Source organism: Ruegeria sp. CE12 (assembly GCF_056537525.1).
This window is the reverse complement of record NZ_JBQFRS010000001.1, coordinates 137,274-154,593: the sequence shown is the minus strand read 5'-3', so window position 1 is coordinate 154,593 and position 17,320 is coordinate 137,274. Positions and strand designations below refer to the sequence as shown.

15 protein-coding genes and 1 tRNA gene are annotated in these 17,320 nt (G+C 53.7%); 12 read left to right on the top strand and 4 right to left on the bottom strand.

Features of this window, described 5'->3' with window-relative positions:
• Nucleotides 1-324: 324 nt before the first annotated feature.
• Complete coding sequence (gene miaA, locus ACR0IO_RS00745; RefSeq protein WP_480738611.1) at nucleotides 325-1,218, bottom strand: tRNA (adenosine(37)-N6)-dimethylallyltransferase MiaA; 894 nt, start codon at nucleotides 1,216-1,218, stop codon at nucleotides 325-327.
• Nucleotides 1,219-1,315: 97 nt separating this feature from the next.
• Here miaA and pyrH point away from each other — a divergent pair, with 97 nt between their 5' ends.
• Both pyrH and ACR0IO_RS00735 read left to right on the top strand, forming a co-directional pair.
• Nucleotides 1,316-2,068: a UMP kinase gene (gene pyrH / locus ACR0IO_RS00740; protein ID WP_480738609.1), complete on the top strand. Its 753-nt coding sequence runs from the start codon at nucleotides 1,316-1,318 to the stop codon at nucleotides 2,066-2,068.
• A 239-nt stretch (nucleotides 2,069-2,307) separates the two neighbouring features.
• Nucleotides 2,308-3,894, top strand: a complete 1,587-nt coding sequence (locus ACR0IO_RS00735) for a BCCT family transporter (protein ID WP_480738607.1) — start codon at nucleotides 2,308-2,310, stop codon at nucleotides 3,892-3,894.
• Between the two features lie 48 nt (nucleotides 3,895-3,942).
• On the opposite strand, the gene ACR0IO_RS00730 is transcribed toward ACR0IO_RS00735, so the two are convergent.
• Nucleotides 3,943-4,323 carry a VOC family protein gene (locus ACR0IO_RS00730; protein WP_480738605.1) on the bottom strand — a complete coding sequence of 127 codons (381 nt, stop codon included), beginning with the start codon at nucleotides 4,321-4,323 and terminating at the stop codon, nucleotides 3,943-3,945.
• A gap of 251 nt (nucleotides 4,324-4,574) precedes the next feature.
• On the opposite strand from ACR0IO_RS00730, the gene ACR0IO_RS00725 reads away from it, so the two are divergent.
• The 10 genes from ACR0IO_RS00725 to ACR0IO_RS00680 all read left to right on the top strand — a co-directional run bounded on the left by ACR0IO_RS00725 (nucleotide 4,575) and on the right by ACR0IO_RS00680 (nucleotide 15,675).
• Entirely contained in the window at nucleotides 4,575-5,801 is a 1,227-nt protein-coding gene (locus tag ACR0IO_RS00725; RefSeq protein WP_480738603.1) for an aminotransferase class V-fold PLP-dependent enzyme, read from the top strand.
• 47 nt (nucleotides 5,802-5,848) lie between these two features.
• A complete protein-coding gene (locus ACR0IO_RS00720; protein WP_480738601.1) occupies nucleotides 5,849-7,282 on the top strand; it encodes a cryptochrome/photolyase family protein in 1,434 nt (477 codons plus the stop codon).
• A 61-nt stretch (nucleotides 7,283-7,343) separates the two neighbouring features.
• On the top strand, nucleotides 7,344-8,552 hold the full coding sequence (locus ACR0IO_RS00715; RefSeq protein ID WP_480738599.1) for a class I SAM-dependent methyltransferase: 1,209 nt from the start codon (nucleotides 7,344-7,346) through the stop codon (nucleotides 8,550-8,552).
• A 16-nt stretch (nucleotides 8,553-8,568) separates the two neighbouring features.
• Nucleotides 8,569-9,009, top strand: a complete 441-nt coding sequence (locus ACR0IO_RS00710) for a TrgA family protein (protein WP_155143730.1) — start codon at nucleotides 8,569-8,571, stop codon at nucleotides 9,007-9,009.
• A gap of 31 nt (nucleotides 9,010-9,040) precedes the next feature.
• On the top strand, nucleotides 9,041-10,156 hold the full coding sequence (locus ACR0IO_RS00705; protein WP_480738597.1) for an NUDIX domain-containing protein: 1,116 nt from the start codon (nucleotides 9,041-9,043) through the stop codon (nucleotides 10,154-10,156).
• Between the two features lie 68 nt (nucleotides 10,157-10,224).
• Nucleotides 10,225-11,259 (top strand): cysteine synthase A, encoded by a 1,035-nt coding sequence (locus tag ACR0IO_RS00700; protein ID WP_480738595.1) that lies wholly within the window; start codon nucleotides 10,225-10,227, stop codon nucleotides 11,257-11,259.
• The gene (locus ACR0IO_RS00695; protein ID WP_480738593.1) at nucleotides 11,259-13,703 is read left to right on the top strand and encodes a DUF3772 domain-containing protein; all 2,445 of its coding nucleotides are present in this window, start codon (nucleotides 11,259-11,261) and stop codon (nucleotides 13,701-13,703) included. The genes ACR0IO_RS00700 and ACR0IO_RS00695 overlap by 1 nt, the downstream gene beginning before the upstream one ends.
• A 149-nt stretch (nucleotides 13,704-13,852) precedes the next feature.
• Nucleotides 13,853-13,942, top strand: a tRNA-Ser gene (locus tag ACR0IO_RS00690).
• A 309-nt stretch (nucleotides 13,943-14,251) separates the two neighbouring features.
• On the top strand, nucleotides 14,252-14,620 hold the full coding sequence (locus tag ACR0IO_RS00685; RefSeq protein WP_209016014.1) for a group I truncated hemoglobin: 369 nt from the start codon (nucleotides 14,252-14,254) through the stop codon (nucleotides 14,618-14,620).
• Nucleotides 14,617-15,675, top strand: a complete 1,059-nt coding sequence (locus ACR0IO_RS00680) for an adenylate/guanylate cyclase domain-containing protein (RefSeq protein ID WP_155143726.1) — start codon at nucleotides 14,617-14,619, stop codon at nucleotides 15,673-15,675. The genes ACR0IO_RS00685 and ACR0IO_RS00680 overlap by 4 nt, the downstream gene beginning before the upstream one ends.
• Before the next feature lie 6 nt (nucleotides 15,676-15,681).
• On the opposite strand, the gene ACR0IO_RS00675 is transcribed toward ACR0IO_RS00680, so the two are convergent.
• Both ACR0IO_RS00675 and ppk2 read right to left on the bottom strand, forming a co-directional pair.
• Nucleotides 15,682-16,296, bottom strand: coding sequence for a TetR/AcrR family transcriptional regulator (locus tag ACR0IO_RS00675; protein ID WP_480738590.1), 615 nt, complete (start codon nucleotides 16,294-16,296; stop codon nucleotides 15,682-15,684).
• A 132-nt stretch (nucleotides 16,297-16,428) separates the two neighbouring features.
• Entirely contained in the window at nucleotides 16,429-17,298 is an 870-nt protein-coding gene (gene ppk2 / locus ACR0IO_RS00670) for a polyphosphate kinase 2 (protein ID WP_480738588.1), read from the bottom strand.
• Nucleotides 17,299-17,320 lie beyond the last annotated feature (22 nt).

Genomic DNA, 17,320 nt, shown 5'->3' with positions numbered 1-17,320 from the left:
TTTATCTTGAAGATCGTTCGAACTACTCTGATCGGATGCAGCCGATCGGTAATTCCTTGGGTTTTCTTTTTTGGATTCTAAACATCCCCATGCACGACATTCGGCACCAGAATTTACACAAGGTCAATGTTCGAAATCGTCATCCACGATACAAAAACGACATTGATGGCGAAAGTTGACTGGTAATCAATAAAACCGCAGACGGTGTTTCTGTTCGGATTCGCAACATGTTTCTGACCGCAAGATACTGCATACCACGGCATTCAATTTGTCGTGTGTTTGCGGTAACTTCCCGGTCGCAGGTAATGTCGTTGGATTAAAGTATCAAGCTGAGGCGACGATCCAGTTCCAGGATTTCATGCGCGCCCGGAACCATGTCCTTTGGCGCTTGGCGAACTGCCGCGTCGCGATTGTCGCCTTTTCTATGGCCTGATCGAGTGAAGCTTGCCCATCCAGATAGGCTATCAACTCTGGCACTCCGATTGCCTTAAACGAAGGAAGCGCGGGATCATACAGCCCGCGCATGGCCTCGACTTCTTCCAGCGCACCGGTTTGCAGCATCAGGTCAAACCGGCGGTTGATCCGATCCAGAAGCCAGTCTTTGTCTGCGTCAAAAACAATCGGAACAGCGTCGCTCAGCTGTAGTATCGGCGGTGGGGTGTCCATCTGCCAGTCGCGCAGAGATTTTCCAGTCGCTTTCTGAACCTCCCATGCGCGCTGTACCCGCGCCCGATTTTGCACATCGATCCCATCAAGCGTCTTTCGGTCCACGCCTTGTAACAGGACGTCCAACGACAAACTGTCAGCCTCTGATCGAACTTCTGCAGGCGTTGCGGGTATATCTGCCATGCCTTCGGTAAGGGCAGTAAAGTACAGCCCCGTACCACCTACAATTATGGGCCGCTGACCTGATTGAAGGAGCGGGGTAACCTCTCGCAACCAGTGGCCGGTAGAGTAAGTTTGGTCATAGGTGATGTGACCGTATAGCTTATGTGGAGCCTGTGCTTCTTCCTCAAGCGAGGGCCGGGCAGAGATTACTCGCCAGCAATCATAGACCTGGCTTGCATCCGCATTAACGATCACGCCGCCATGCTGCTCGGCAATCTGCAAGGCCAGCGCCGATTTTCCTGATGCGGTAGGGCCGGCAATGAGCACCGGTTTGCCATCAGGAATAGATGGCAACATGTCACAAATACGGGTCGCAGAATCTTCGTGCATCTGTGGTTGCCTTGTTTCGTACCATTCGCATTGAACCTGCGTGGCTTTTGCTTCATTTTGCGCCGGAAAATAAACCCGTGCCAGCCCGGAGCGCAACATGAGCCTGTCATCCACCACTGAAACCACCGAAGCCCCAAAAACAAAGTACAATCGCGTTATGCTGAAGATTTCGGGCGAGGCGCTGATGGGGGATCAGGGTTTCGGGCTTCATCCACCAACGGTTCAACGCATTGCTCAGGAAGTGAAATCGGTTCATGATCTGGGTGTTGAAATCTGCATGGTGATCGGCGGCGGCAATATCTTCCGCGGTCTATCAGGTTCGGCACAGGGGATGGAACGGACAACAGCCGACTATATGGGAATGCTTGCCACTGTTATGAACGCACTGGCCATGCAGTCCGCGCTTGAGGGCGTCGGCGTTTTCACCCGGGTGATCTCAGCGATCCGTATGGACGAAGTTTGCGAGCCGTACATTCGTCGTCGCGCCGTCCGTCACCTTGAGAAGAAGCGGGTTTGTATTTTTGCCGCCGGAACCGGTAATCCGTATTTCACTACAGATACTGCAGCCACCCTGCGCGCCAATGAAATGGCTTGCGAGGCGATCTTTATGGGCAAAAACGGTGTGGATGGCATCTATGACAAAGATCCAAAGGCCCACGCGGACGCTGTTAGATATGACACCGTGACCTACGATGATGTGTTGGCCAAGCGTTTGCGGGTAATGGATGCATCAGCTATCGCATTGGCACGGGACAATAATTTGCCCCTGATTGTCTTTGGTTTGGATGAGCCCGGCGGCTTTCGCGGCATTCTGGCGGGTGAGGGCACCTATACCAAAGTCCAGGGCTAAGACCGGTATTCCGGCTGCTTCGCCATTGGTGATTCTTTGCATCCGAAACCGGACACCCACCACCCACACTGCGTAAAAACTGTTAGCGAAAACGGCATTTCACGTCGATAAAGTGCGTGTCGTTTTTGCACGAAAAGCGAACTGGATGTCGTTTTTGACGCCTACTCAGTCTCTGCAGATGTGACGCATATTTCTTCCTTGCCTGATGAGAAAGGCACTAAATCAGAGAGGAAGAGATAATGTCCGATAACTCGGAAACCGACTATGAGGTCGGTCAGGACAATGTCCAGATCATGGGTCTGGACGTCCACAATCCGGTCTTCGCTGTTTCGGGTCTAACCATCATTGCTTTCGTGTTCTTCTCGCTCGTGTTTCGCGAGCAGGCGGCCGAATTCTTTGGTTGGCTTCGTCCGGCACTGACCAGCAAATTCGACTGGGTGTTCATGATTGCGGCAAACATTTTTGTTGTGTTTTCGCTGATTCTTATCGTGACACCATACGGTTCGATCCGTCTTGGCGGCGACGATGCAAAACCGGACTACAGCTATGCTGGCTGGTTTTCGATGCTGTTTGCCGCGGGCATGGGTATCGGTCTGGTCTTTTGGGGTGTCGCGGAACCAATCTCGCACTATGGCTCATCGCTGGGTGGTGTCGCTGTAGGTGAGGACGGCGTTCGCACAGATTGGGCGCCGCTGGGTGCGGGTCTCGAAGATCCCGAAGCCTCCAAAAAGCTGGCAATGGCCGCGACGATCTTCCACTGGGGCATGCACCCATGGGCGGTCTATGCAGTGGTTGCGCTGGCGTTGGCCTTCTTCAGCTTCAATCGTGGTTTGCCGTTGACCATGCGCTCGGTCTTTTATCCTCTGTTTGGTGAGGCGACCTGGGGTCCACTGGGACATATCATCGATGTTCTGGCAGTGTTTGCGACCATCTTTGGTCTGGCAACTTCGCTGGGTCTGGGTGCTACGCAGGCGTTGGCGGGTCTGAACTATCTGTTTGATGTTCCGATTACAGATGGGATGAAAGTGCTGTTGATCGGCTTGATCACCGCCTTTGCACTGGTTTCGGTCATCGCGGGTCTGGACAAGGGTGTGAAGCGTCTGTCCGAGGCAAACATGATCCTTGCTGCGGCACTGCTGTTGCTGGTTTTGATCGTTGGTCCGACTGTCGCGATCCTGACGGGTTTCTTCGACAGCATGATCGAATACGTCATTGCATTGCCCGCACTGTCCAACTGGGTTGGTCGTGAAGACACCAACTTCATGCAAGGCTGGACCACTTTCTACTGGGCCTGGTGGATTTCCTGGTCACCTTTTGTCGGTATGTTCATCGCCCGTATTTCGCGTGGCCGTACAGTTCGTGAATTCGTGATCTGTGTCATCCTGATCCCGACCGTCGTTGGTGCATTGTGGATGAGCGTCTTTGGTGGTGCGGCACTGGATCAGGTTCTGTCCGGTTCGGGTCAGGGTCTGTCGGATGCTGCGCTTGAACTGAAAATGTTCAAGATGTTCGAAGCCTTCCCAATGACTGGTCTGCTCTCCTTCATCGGTATCATTCTGGTGGTAGTGTTCTTCGTGACCAGCTCGGACTCGGGCTCGTTGGTGATCGACACCATCACAGCTGGAGGTAAAACCGATGCCCCCACAGCTCAACGTGTCTTCTGGTGTATTCTGGAAGGTGCAATCGCAGTTGTGCTGCTGCTGGGTGGTGGCTTGGGTGCGCTGCAGGCTGCGGCAATCGCAACGGGCTTCCCGTTCGCGATCGTTCTGGTCCTGATGTGCGTTTCGATCTTCATCGGACTGGCCAACGAAAAGCGTCGCAAGTGATGCACTAAGTAAAAAAAGGGGCCCCGGCGGGTTGCCGGGGCCTTTTCATCAGGTTTGGTTCTCAAAGAAACCGACCGAATTTCCGTCCGGATCTTTGGCGTAGAAAAAACGCCCTGCTGGGATTTGGATGGGTTCAGACACAATCTGTCCTCCGGCGCTTTCCACTCGTTTCATGACATCTTCCAACACACCTTGGGCCGCCAGGTGCAGGGTAGGGCCATTGCTGTTGGTTGCTGGCTTGCCGGGGTAGATGTGCAGAGCGACCCCGGTCTCGGGATTTGCGGGTTTGAAAACCGCCATTGGACTGGGGCAGTTCGGGTCAAGCTGCAGATCACCACCTGTGACCGATGAATAGAACGCCATTGCCTTATCCATGTCGCTGACGGGCAGTTCGCCCCAGACAAGAAAATCCTTGGGAGAGTAGTCCATGAGAAACCTCGTTATTTGTGGATGAGGCAACGATCTCATGCACTGATGACAAGATACGTCATCAGGTTGTTGGTCGGCAGCGGACTATGCTGGATATTACATAAGCGTCAGTATCGATGTTTCCGCTTGAAGGAATTTCCGTGATGCTTCAATCCTTTGTCGAGGATGCCGCGCGGTTGGCTACAAATCCGAGGTGAAAGCCTTGTTTGGGCCTTGGCGCGGTATGGGACTTGATTGAGGAGCTATGTCCGATGAGCACGCTGGACATTGATTTTGTACGGGCACAATTCCCCGCGTTTTCCGAACCCAGCCTGCAGGGACAGGCATTTTTTGAGAACGCTGGCGGATCGTATACCTGCAAACCCGTCATCGACAGGCTGACCCGGTTTTACACACAGCGAAAGGTGCAGCCTTATGCGCCATATGACGCCAGCCGTCTGGCTGGTGAGGAAATGGATGAAGCGCGCGTACGTATGGCCGCGTTGCTGGGCGTCGACACGGATGAGCTGAGTTTTGGTCCGTCCACAACGCAAAATACCTACGTCCTTGCTCAGGCTTTCCGCAAATGGATGAAGCCGGGTGAGGCAATTGTTGTGACCAATCAGGATCACGAGGCAAACTCCGGCCCGTGGCGCCGGCTGGCAGAAGATGGGATAGAAGTTCGGGAATGGCAGATTGACCCGGATACAGGTTCGCTGAATCCGGAAGATCTTGAAAACCTGCTGGATGAGAAAACGCGGCTGGTCTGTTTTCCGCACTGCTCGAATGTTGTTGGTGAAATCAATCCTGTAACTGAGATCACAGCGATTGCGCATGCGGCAGGCGCGTTCGTCTGTGTGGATGGCGTGTCCTATGCGCCGCATGGTTTCCCGAATGTGGGTGATCTGGGGCCCGACATTTATCTGTTCTCGGCTTACAAAACCTATGGTCCGCATCAAGGGTGCATGATCATTCGTCGCGCTATAGGTGAGCTGTTGCCCAATCAGGCACATTATTTCAACGCAGATGTTCTGTATAAAAGGTTCACACCAGCCGGGCCCGACCATGCGCAAATCGCTGCGAGTGCCGGTATGGCCGACTATGTCGATCAACTGTGCGAACATCACGGTGGCCCTGATGGGGATGCGTCTCAGCGCGGCGCATTCGTGCATGATCTGATGCGGGCGCACGAGGTTGCTTTGCTGCAGCCAGTGCTTGATGCGGTGAAAGATCGGAATGCCTTGCGTCTGATCGGACCTTCAGATGCAACTCGTCGTGCACCCACTGTCGCGCTTGCGCTTAATCGAGAGGCAGGTCCGGTCGCGTCGGAATTGGCCGAAATGGGTGTGATGGCGGGCGGCGGAGATTTCTACGCTGTGCGCGCCTTGCAGGCGATGGGTGTTAAGCCGGATCAGGGTGTGCTGCGTCTCAGCTTTACGCATTACACGTCCCAACAGGAAATTGATCAATTACTGGATGCACTTGACCGCGTTTTGTAATCCAGTTTTCGCTCTGTATCGTATACGGAAGAAAACACAGGGCGATTATGACAGACGAGCGGTCTCCGATCATTTTGTGGTTCCGACGGGATTTGCGCCTGTCGGACCATCCGGCTTTGAGTTCTGCCATTAAAAGCAGCAGGCCTATCATCCCGGTTTTCATTCTGGACGAACTTGCTGAAGGGCTTGGTGCGGCTCCTAAATGGAGGCTGTCACTGGGACTTGATGCGTTTTCAGAGGCGTTGTCACAAACTGGCAGTTCGTTAATTCTCCGTAGGGGCCAAGCACTGGAAACACTGCGGAACCTTGTTGCCGAAACCGGGGCCGGGTCGGTTTTCTGGTCTCGGGCTTATGATCCCGAGGCGATCAAACGCGACAAGCACATCAAAGCGCGGCTTACAGCTGGCGGTGTTGAGGCAAAGTCATTTTCCGGACACCTCTTGTTCGAGCCCTGGACCGTAGAAACAAAATCGGGACAGCCGTTCCGCGTTTTTACACCCATGTGGCGTGCAGTTCAAAACAGAGCCGTGCCGACGCCAGAGCCTGCGCCAAATCAGCTGATTCCACCGTCGATTTGGCCCGCATCCGAAGATCTGGTTTCGTGGAAGCTGGGGCGCGAAATGAACCGCGGAGCGGAAGTTGTGCGTCCCTTTGTGCAGCCGGGTGAGAAGGCGGCGCATGACCATCTCTTTAGTTTTTTGGATCGAGTTGCAAACTACCCGGATCAAAGGGATCAGATGGCAGAAAACGCCACCTCGAACCTGTCGGAATACCTGTCATTGGGCGAGATTGGTCCGCGAACCATTTGGCACGTAGTACAGAATGCCGGCCAAACCGGCGCATCGGGGACCGAAGCATTCCTGCGACAGTTGGTGTGGCGCGAATTTGCTTATCATCTGATGTTCCATTTTCCCCATCTTCTGACACGCAACTGGCGGGAAGAATGGGATGGCTTTCCATGGAACACTGACCCCGAACTGCCTGAGATTGTCGCCTGGAAGCAGGCAAGAACCGGAATTCCGGTCGTCGATGCCGGACTACGTGAGATGTACGTGACGGGTCGAATGCACAACAGGGCGCGAATGGTGGTCGCCAGCTATTTGACTAAGCACCTTATGACACATTGGAAGATCGGTATGGATTGGTTTGCCGATTGCCTGATAGATTGGGATCCTGCTGCCAATGCGATGGGTTGGCAATGGGTGGCTGGCTCAGGTCCGGACGCGGCTCCGTTTTTCCGGATATTCAACCCTCAAACACAGCAAGAAAAGTTTGACCCTAATTCAAGCTACCTCAGGCAGTGGATCGCCGAAGGTCAGTCTGACCCATCTGCGACCTCTCTGGCGTATTTCAACGCAGTGCCGCGCTCGTGGGTATTAGACGCCAGCGATATTTACCCTCAACCCATCGTCGGATTGCAGGCTGGCCGAAACCGCGCTCTGACAGCGTACGAAACCCGAAAATCGCCAGTAAGGAATTGAAAACTTGCCAGAAACAGAATCGCGTCCTAGCTTTGACTCAGGACCGCAGAGGGGAGAGCGGATGATCCTGACGACCACTGAAGGGCAGGAAAACCTGCCGAGATATTTTTCGCAAGTCTTCAAGATGCTGACCCGAATGGAGTCGGGCAGGTTGGATATCGCGCTGCCGGACGGTCGCGTGTTTCGCGCCGAAGGAGCAAAGTCTGGTCCGGTTGCGCAAGTTGACATTCATGACCCGGACGTATTCGCCCGCCTGATCCGGGAGGGAGAGTTAGGCTTTTCTGACGCTTATCTGGAAGGCGAGTGGAGCACACCAGATCTGCGGTCCTTCATGGACCTCGTGCACAGAGGGACCGAAGCGGTCTATGACGATTTCACCGGTAAGTTCCTGGTGCGTGCATATGAGCGACTGCGGTTCTGGTTGCACCGAAACAATCGCGCGCAGGCCAAAAAGAATATCTCATACCACTATGATCTCGGGAATGAATTCTACGGTCTCTGGCTCGATGACACCATGACCTACTCCAGTGCCATCTTTGAAACGGGCCAGGAAAGCCTGGAGAAGGCCCAAACCGCAAAATACGCCAGTATGGTAGATGAAATGGGAGCCAAGCCCGGCGACCACATTCTGGAAATTGGCTGTGGCTGGGGTGGATTTGCCGAATACGCTGCGAAAGAGCGTGGATTGAAAGTGACGGGCCTGACCATCAGTCAGGAGCAGTTGAAGTTTGCCAGGCAAAGAATTGAAAAGGCAGGTCTTTCCGATCAGGTCGAGTTCAAGCTGCAAGACTACCGCGATGAGCAGGGACAATATGACGGAATTGCCTCGATCGAGATGTTCGAAGCCGTCGGACAAAAATATTGGCCTGTATACTTTGATACGGTCCGTGAACGTTTGAAGCCGGGTGGTCAGGCAACACTGCAAATCATCACAGTGGCTGATCACAGGTGGGACGTGTACAAGAACGGCGTTGATTTCATTCAGAAATACATCTTTCCGGGTGGTATGCTCCCCGCGCCGAAAGTGCTCAAAGAACAGATAGCTCGCGCTGGCCTGAATATCGTGCATTCACGAGAGTTCGGGCAGAGCTACGATCTGACGCTGCGCCGCTGGTATGAGACGTTCAACTCCAAGTGGGATCAGATTGCCGATATGGGGTTTGATGAGCGTTTTCGCCGCATGTGGAATTATTATTTAACCGCATGTGGCGCAGCCTTTGACACGGGTAATTGCGATGTGACACAGATCACTATAGCAAAACCCAGTTAAGGAACGGATCCTACGAATGCCTACTGCTCCAAAGCTTGTTGCCGCTATTTGTCTGATGGTGGTGGCCTTTCTGGTATCCGGCATGATCATCGACAACGGAGAAGAAGGCAAAAGCTATGGCTACTTCACGTTTGTGAACCTGGCCCTCGGATTTGCCTGCGGTTGGGGCATCATGGGCAAACGGGCTGGCCGGGGCTGGACTTCCGCCCTCAACAACGGATTGACCGGGATGGTCTCTTTGGTGTTCTGGGGTTTGTTCGTGCAGGGAGCCTACGAAATGTTCCGCCTTGCAATGCGGCACCGCTATGATGGTCCGTTCGAGGCGGTTCTTGCCATCTTTGAGCTTGGAGTCGAGTTCGGGAAACAGCTTATGGTGCCCGAGATTCTGATCACTTTGGCTATCGGCGCGCTGGTGGCGGGGGTGTTTACTGAACAGGCTGCCCGGCGCTGGCGCTAAGCTCATTCGATTAAAAAGCGAGACGTAATCTTTGTCAGATTTGTTTTTCTACGGCACGTTGCGGTACGTGCCACTGCTTGAGTTGGTTCTGGGACGCAGCAGCGCGGATATATCGTTCACACAGGCAGTGTTGTCTGATCACGCAGTTTATGCGGTCCAGGGCCAGGCTTTTCCCATGATCGTCAACGAAGCAGGAAGTACCGCCGAAGGCATCATTGTGCGCGGTTTGAGCGAGCAAGATCTTGACCGCCTGACGTTTTACGAAGGCGGGTTCGACTATGACCTGCATGTCCATATGCTGACGTTACAAGACGGTACTACTGCGCAAGCGCAGGTGTTTTTTCCGGCACCGGATGCATGGGTTCCCGATACGCTTTGGTCACTGCAGAAGTGGGAAGATGCTTGGGGGGCGATGACCCTACAGGCGGCGTCAGAAGTGATGGCCTATTACGGTCGGGTTGATGCGAGCCGCATTCAGCGGAGCTTTCCTGCGATCCGCACACGGGCTTGGGCTAAACTGGCCGCGCAGCAGCGCCATACCGGCGATCAGCACGACGTGAGCCGAGACGTGATCGTCGAAAGCCACCGGCGGGCCTACATCAACTACTTCGGCATGGAAGAGATCGAACTGCAGTACCGGCAGTATGATGGCTCAATGGGGCCGGTGCTGAATCGCAGTGCACTTCTGCAAGGAAGCGCCGTGATTGTATTGCCCTATGATCCCGTCCGCGATTGTGTCCTGCTGGTCGAGCAGTTCCGGACCCCGGTGTACCTGATAGATGACCCCGAGCCGTGGATGTGGGAGCCCGTAGCCGGCATGATTGATCCGGGTGAGACACCCGAGCAGGCAGCCCGGCGCGAAGCAGTGGAAGAGGCGCAGATCGAACTGACGGCACTGGAGTACGCGGGTGGTGCATATTCATCGAGTGGGTCTTCGACCGAATATGTTTATCTCTACGTTGGGCTTGGCGATCTGACTGAAACAACGGAAAACGGTGGACTTGCATCCGAAGGCGAAGATATCCGCAGCAGAATCCTGCCTTACGAGACATTCATGGAGATGGTGGATAACCACACCTTCAAGGATTTGCCGCTTTTGTCGCTGGCGCATTGGCTTGCAAGGCATCGCGAACGCCTGCGAGGATAGCTATCCCGGCTTGTGGTCAGGGCTGAGCGCCTGTACATCTGCGATAATACCAATGAGATGAGGGTGCTATGCGCATTGCACGAGATCTGGCCGACGCAGTAGGTAAAACACCGTTGATCCGGCTGCGCCGCATCAGTGAAGAGACAGGGTGCGAAATTCTTGGCAAGGCCGAGTTCATGAACCCGGGCCAATCGGTCAAGGATCGGGCGGCGCTGTACATAATTCGTGATGCAATTGCGCGCGGCGATCTAAAGCCTGGTGGCACTATCGTTGAGGGCACAGCGGGCAACACAGGCATTGGTCTGGCGCTGGTTGGTGCATCGATGGGTTTCAAGACTGTCATCGTCATTCCGGAAACCCAGTCCGAAGAAAAGAAGGACATGCTGCGCCTCGCAGGTGCACAACTGGTTCAGGTACCCGCAGCGCCTTATCGTAATCCCAACAACTTTGTTCACTACTCTCGCCGTCTGGCCGAGGAGCTCGCACAGAGCGAACCCAACGGTGCGATTTGGGCCAACCAGTTCGATAACGTTGCAAACCGTCAGGCCCATGTTGAGACAACTGGCCCGGAAATCTGGGAACAGACCAATGGCAAGGTCGACGGTTTCATTTGTGCTGTCGGTTCTGGCGGGACGCTTGCTGGTGTTGCCGAGGCACTGCAGCCCAAAGGTGTGAAGATTGGTCTGGCTGATCCAATGGGGGCCGGGCTGTTTTCCTACTACACCACCGGTGAAATCGCGATGGAAGGTGGCTCGATAGCAGAAGGCATCGGCCAGGTCCGGATTACTAAGAACCTCGAAGGATTCACGCCCGATCACTCGTATCAGATTACCGATAACGAGGCGCTTCCATACATCTTCAACCTGTTGCGCGAAGAGGGGCTGGTTATGGGTGGATCTACGGCGATCAATATGGCTGGTGCTGTGCGACTGGCCAAGGAAATGGGGCCAGGCCACACGATTGTGACCGTTCTGTGTGACTTCGGGACCCGCTATCAGTCTAAACTGTTCAACCCCGATTTCCTGCGCGAAAAAGAGCTGCCGGTTCCTGATTGGATGACCGAAGCGCCGCGCAGCATTCCTGGCGTATTCGAGGACGTATGATGCTGCAGCAGGTTCGCCTGTTCCTTACCCTGATCGCGGTTCTCGTGATCGGTTTTGCTGGCGTCGCATCAGCTCAGCTGACAGATCGTCAAAGCGAATACTACAAAGGGTGGGTAAGCACGGCGAACCGCGCCGAAGCAGTCATCGAAGCCAACCGTGCTTCGAACGCTTCTCTGGAAAATTTACGCGAAGAAATAAATGGTTACAGAGAGGACTTCAATAAGGCCAGGGGCGCTAATACTGAGCGGATCCAAACCCTTGAAGCCCAGATCAAAGCGCTAGGTCCAAAGCCCGAAGAAGGATCGAGCGAGCCTGAAGATATCGCTAATCTTCGCGCTCATCTGGAGACCCAACTGAACAGTTTACGGGTCCCTCGTATCATTTCCCAAGAGGCGTATAGCCGGGCAAATGGTCTGATTAGTGAAATCGATCAGCTTATCCGGGATCGTCAGAAGAAAGAGTTTCTAGAGCGCGGACCTTCCCCCATAAACCCGGTCTTTTGGGCGCCAGCATGGGTCGATTTGACCGAGGCCGCGCGCAGTCTTGCGAACGAAACTTTACAGAATTTGCGATCGGATGTTGTTCGGGAAGAGTTGCGCGATCGCGGCTTAGCCATCTTCGTGTTGGTCGCCATCGCGCTGGTCTTGTTGATTTATGGCAGACAATGGTCCGAGAAGGGCGGAGACTATCTGCGCAGCCTCGGAGGAAGTGGCAGCGGAGTATGGACCTTTATAATCTCGCTGTTTCGGATCATTCTTCCCTGGCTTGGCGTTACGCTTTTGGTTCAGGCAGTCGTACTGACGGGAGTTCTGGGGCTACGCGGCGCTCTGCTGTTTCAGGAGATTCCATACTGGGCCGCGATTATCTTCTACTATGACTGGATTGGCCGTCAGATTTTCCTGATGGGAGCGGCTCAGAACTTCACAAGTATCTCATCGAACAAGATCAAAGAACTGCGTGTCTACATTGATCTGCTGGCCGTTATGCTAATCCTGCACGAGCTGGCGAATTTGTTCGAGCAGATAGAGAACATCTCAGACGCAACGCAAGCTGTGGTGAGCTTCCCGGTCATTGTGGCAACATCGCTCCTTCTTTTGCGAGTTCGCCAGATCCGGCGCATAGAACCCGAGGGGGAAAAGGCAGAAGCCAGCACAACGCGTGCTGCGGGCTTTAGCCAACTCATAGATGTTCTGCGTAAAGCTCTGTTCTTTCTCGGCATCGCGAGTCCGATCCTTGCGATCTTTGGGTATACAAACGCAGCCGAAGCAATCGTCTTTCCAGCAGTAAAGACACTTGTTCTGATCGCAGCTTTGGTGATCGTTCAGCGTTTTATCAGCCTGATTTATGGATGGATTACAGGGCAGGGTGATGCCGCCCGTGACTCACTCTTTTCGGTTCTTGTAGGGTTCGTTCTCGCGATCCTGTCCTTGCCGGTGTTGGCAATTTACTGGGGTGCACGTGAATCTGATCTGAGCGAAGCTTGGTCAAGGCTTTTGCTTGGCTTCGATATTGGTGGAGTTACAATCTCTCCCAGCAACTTCCTGACATTCGTCGCAATATTCGCAATCGGCTATATGCTGACACGTTTGTTGCAGAGTGGTCTTCGAAATTCGCTGCTTCCTAAGACCAGCATTGATCCGGGCGGGCAGAACGCGATCGCCGCTGGTACGGGCTATGTTGGGATTTTCCTAGCCGCACTGGTTGCTATCACTGTGGCCGGGTTCGATCTGTCCTCACTGGCGATTGTTGCTGGCGCTCTGTCGGTCGGCATCGGTTTTGGTCTGCAGACTATCGTGTCCAACTTTGTCTCGGGCATCATCCTGCTGGTCGAACGACCGATTTCCAAAGGTGACTGGATCGATGTGAACGGGATGATGGGGTATGTCCGTGATATCTCGGTGCGTTCAACACGGATTGAGACGTTTGACCGAACGGATGTGATTGTTCCGAACTCAGATCTGATCAGCGGCGTGGTAACGAACTATACACGTGGCAACACAGTTGGGCGGGTGATTGTCCCCGTCGGCGTGGCCTATGGTACGGACACGCGCAAGGTCGAGACTATTCTGGGTGAGATTGCAAACGGACATCCAATGGTTTTGGCAAACCCAGCGCCCAGCGTGGTGTTCCAGGGTTTTGGCGCTGATTCACTGGATTTTGAAATCCGAGCCATCCTGCGGGATGTGAATTGGGTGTTGTCAGTCAAATCTGACATGAACCATGAAATCAATCGCCGTTTCGTCGAAGAGGGTATCGAGATCCCGTTCGCTCAGCGTGACGTGTGGTTGAGAAATCCTGAAACGTTGCAGGCACCGGGTTGTGATAAGCCTAAATCAACCAAGCCTGATGCCGACAATCTGTCGCCAAAAGCAAGTTTAGAAAGCTCTGATCCGATCGAAATGACCGAAACTGACCTGTCTCCCGATAACGGAGATGAGGTCTGATAGGCACGTTGGTGAAGACCTTTCAGTCAGCGCAAATCTAGCGCCGGCGAGCTTTCATACTCATCAGATAGATTTGCGCAGCAACAGAGCAATTTCGCTGATTTCGGGCCTTGCAAATCTGGTTTCGATGGTTCACATATCGCCGGCACGGAGAGGTGGCCGAGTGGTCGAAGGCGCACGCCTGGAAAGTGTGTAGGCGGGAAACCGTCTCCAGGGTTCGAATCCCTGTCTCTCCGCCATATCCCCAAAATTTGGCATAGTATCCTAAGGCTTTTCAAAGTCGCGATGTATCTACACAAATGCACCGCTCATGAGATCATGCTCAGGCATCTCATTTTGCTGGAAACCGCAAAGTTAGTACACAAATCTGAGTACATGCAGATTTAGCCAAGTGTTTGATGGCAAGTGTGTGCCTTGGTGAAGAACGAGCCGATTGTTATTAGTCATCTACTTCGACCTCGACATCTTAATCATCATAAACATTAACAAAACTATCTATTTGATATAACATTGTAGTGTTATTGCTGAACGGCATTTGGTTTAGTGTTGTGAGTCAAACGATCTATGAAAAGTACGGCGGGTTCAAAACCATCAGCCGTATCGTGATGTCATTCTACGAAATGGCACTGGATTCGGACGGGATCGGCGTGCATTTCGAAGACATCGACATGCCTCGATTGATCGACCATCAGACAAAATTCGTATCGTCTCTGGTGGGGGGACCGGCATCGTTCAGCGATGAAAGGATCGAAGCCGTTCATCGTCATCTGAAGATAAGCCACGACGACTTTGATGAGATGGCTGAGTTGTTTGGCGAAGCTCTGGCCATGCATGGCATGTCAGATGCCGATATTCAGATCGCATTGTCTGCTATCGAGGGCAAGCGTGCGATTATCGTCGCCCGGGATGCCGCATGAGCATTCTTGCCATCAATGAGCATCTGCTGCGGGCGATTGGGGTTGGCGTCGCGGTCTTGCGCGCTTCGGACCTGACCTTTGTCTTTCACAATGGGCCGTTTGCAGAATGGTTTGGAACTCCGGCCGAAGGGCAGACGCTCTTGGATCTACTGCCCGATCTTGATCAGCGCGAACTGGACGATGTTAAGCAATCCGGTTTGCGATACTCGGCCGAGTTGCAGATCAAGCCCAAACGACGAACGCTGATATTTGCCACGACAATCTCACTTGCCAATGGTCTTGAGGAGCAGGTTCTGGTTGTCGAGTGTCAGAACATTACCCGCATCCGTGAACTCGAAAGTATGATCGACAGCTATTCGACCATGGTTGAGCGCAATACGCGCGAGTTGGAGCGGGAAAAGGAGCGGGTCGAGCGGTTGTTGCTCAATCTGATGCCTCGTGCAGTCTATGAGGAGTTCAAAACATTCGGCGTTGTCACACCGCAGCTTTACGAGCAGGTTTCAGTGGTCATGCTGGACTTTGTCGGCTTCACCGATTTTGCGTCCCAAACCGATCCAACCGTTACGCTGAGCGAATTGAATGATATCTTCACCGCATTTGATCGCATCGTCGAGCAGTTCGGTTGTGAGCGGATCAAGACGATCGGTGACGCCTACCTCGCGGTTTCGGGAATGCCGGACGCGACTCCTGATCATGCGACCGCGGTAGCCCACTGCGCGGTCAGGTTCCTGCGTTACCTCGAGCGGCGCAACGAGAGTCATCCACATAAATGGCAGGCAAGGGTCGGCTTGGGTATGGGGGCCGCTGTAGGGTCCGTCGTGGGCATTCAGAAATACGTCTATGATGTCTTTGGCCCAGCCGTGAACATCGCGTCTCGCCTGCAGGTGTTTGCCAACCCGATGAACATCGTTGCACCAGAAGAGATGAAGTACGCTCTGATTGATGAGTTTCAGGTGTCTGACCTTGGGCCAGTCGACATCAAAGGCATGGGTGAGATGAACCTGATCAACGTTACGTCTGGTCTTTCTGTCCCACAACCAAGCAGACATTTCTGAGACGTACTATTCGTCCGGTGGCACCAGACCGAGCCCTCTGAGGTAAATTCCAATCCCGGACTCGAGCAAATCTTCAGGTGAAAATGGAGAACTTGCACCGGTGTTGCGGGCGTACAGCTCCACGACGCCGTGGCTCATGGCCCATATGTGGGCACTGAACATCGAGGCGGGTGGACGTTTCTCCGGTGGTATATGTTGCGACAGGTCGGAGGCTGCCATTTCCAGAACGTCTTTGGCCCGGTTGGCAGCCATCGCCAGTTCGGACGTACGATTTACCGAAATACCGCTTTCGAACATCGCGATATAGTGGCCGGGATGTTTGCGGGCAAAAGCCAGATAAGCGCGTCCCGTTGCCTCGAAAGCGGCCAAGGCTGATGGCTGACCTTTGTCGTAGGCAAATTGCATCAGGTCCGCGAACATTTCAAAGCCCTGTCGTGCAGCCTCAGCGATCAGGTCTTCGCGACCATGGTAGTGACGGTACACAGCCGCAGGGGTAACACCAGCAGTTTTCGCCGCCTCAGACAGAGTAAAGCCTGTCGGCCCCTTTTCCTCGATCAACGACAAGGCCGCTTCGATCAGGGCTTGCTTGAGATTTCCGTGGTGATAGCCGCGTTTGGTCATCCCGGCTTCAGGTGCCTCTTGGTTTTAGTGTTTTTAGAAGTAGATACATAGAGTAACCCGGTGCAATCGTCCAACAATTGCACCGTGAACTAGCAGTTTTCTCAGTTCCACGAAATGCGAACAATCTGTGCACTAGGCGTCCCAGACCTCGGGTCCGCCGCATATTTTTGAATCTATGGGGCCAATGGCCTTTGGTTTCTTCTCGTCATAGTCCAGCGCGCTCAAAACGGTTTTGATTGCCTCCAGGCGGGCTCGTTTCTTGTCATCCGATCGCACAATGGTCCAGGGGCAGTGTTCAGCGTGAGATCGCGTCAGAGTTTCAGAAATCGACTGTGTGTATTCTTCCCATTTATCCAGGCCAGCGACATCAATGGGGCTGAGTTTCCACTGTTTCAAAGGGTCAGTCTCGCGCGACAAAAAGCGGTTGAGCTGTTCTGCACGTCCCACGTTCAGCCAGAATTTAAAAAGTTGAATGCCGTCATTCACGAGGCCTGTTTCCAGCGGTCGGACCTGGCGAAAAAAACGCTCGCGTTCTTCATTCGTGCAGAAACCGAACACGTTTTCGACAACGCCGCGATTGTACCAGCTACGGTCGAAGAACACGATTTCTCCGGCAGACGGCAGGTGCGGGATATAGCGTTGAAAGTACCATTGGCTGCGCTCTGAATCCGAGGGTTTCCCGAGCGCTACGTTCCTGGCACCGCGCGGGTTCAGATTTTCCCTGAACCGTTTGATTGTGCCACCCTTGCCAGCGGCATCGCGACCTTCAAATATGATGGCAATCCGCTGTCCGGTTTCCTTGACCCAAGACTGCATCTTGACCAGCTCAATCTGTAGGGCGTCCATTTGTTCATCATAATCCTTACCCTTCATTCGTTCAGGGTAGGGATAAGTGGGATTTAGAATGTCACCCTTCTTCGACTTTTCGATGGCCTGTCGAACCTCTTTGGGGGCGCTGTTCTTAAAGTACTTTTGGATGGAACCTTTTTCTGATCGGGTCATGTGAGCCTCGCCATAAAATCCA

Bases quoted from the DNA above. Each gene is read 5' to 3' on its own strand.
- ACR0IO_RS00730 (WP_480738605.1), bottom strand. From the start codon at position 4,323: ATGGACTACTCTCCCAAGGATTTTCTTGTCTGGGGCGAACTGCCCGTC.
- miaA (WP_480738611.1), bottom strand. From the start codon at position 1,218: ATGCACGAAGATTCTGCGACCCGTATTTGTGACATGTTGCCATCTATT.
- ACR0IO_RS00735 (WP_480738607.1), top strand. From the start codon at position 2,308: ATGTCCGATAACTCGGAAACCGACTATGAGGTCGGTCAGGACAATGTC.
- ACR0IO_RS00715 (WP_480738599.1), top strand. From the start codon at position 7,344: ATGATCCTGACGACCACTGAAGGGCAGGAAAACCTGCCGAGATATTTT.
- ACR0IO_RS00675 (WP_480738590.1), bottom strand. From the start codon at position 16,296: ATGACCAAACGCGGCTATCACCACGGAAATCTCAAGCAAGCCCTGATC.
- ACR0IO_RS00710 (WP_155143730.1), top strand. From the start codon at position 8,569: ATGCCTACTGCTCCAAAGCTTGTTGCCGCTATTTGTCTGATGGTGGTG.
- ppk2 (WP_480738588.1), bottom strand. From the start codon at position 17,298: ATGACCCGATCAGAAAAAGGTTCCATCCAAAAGTACTTTAAGAACAGC.
- ACR0IO_RS00680 (WP_155143726.1), top strand. From the start codon at position 14,617: ATGAGCATTCTTGCCATCAATGAGCATCTGCTGCGGGCGATTGGGGTT.
- ACR0IO_RS00725 (WP_480738603.1), top strand. From the start codon at position 4,575: ATGAGCACGCTGGACATTGATTTTGTACGGGCACAATTCCCCGCGTTT.
- ACR0IO_RS00695 (WP_480738593.1), top strand. From the start codon at position 11,259: ATGCTGCAGCAGGTTCGCCTGTTCCTTACCCTGATCGCGGTTCTCGTG.
- ACR0IO_RS00720 (WP_480738601.1), top strand. From the start codon at position 5,849: ATGACAGACGAGCGGTCTCCGATCATTTTGTGGTTCCGACGGGATTTG.
- ACR0IO_RS00700 (WP_480738595.1), top strand. From the start codon at position 10,225: ATGCGCATTGCACGAGATCTGGCCGACGCAGTAGGTAAAACACCGTTG.
- pyrH (WP_480738609.1), top strand. From the start codon at position 1,316: ATGAGCCTGTCATCCACCACTGAAACCACCGAAGCCCCAAAAACAAAG.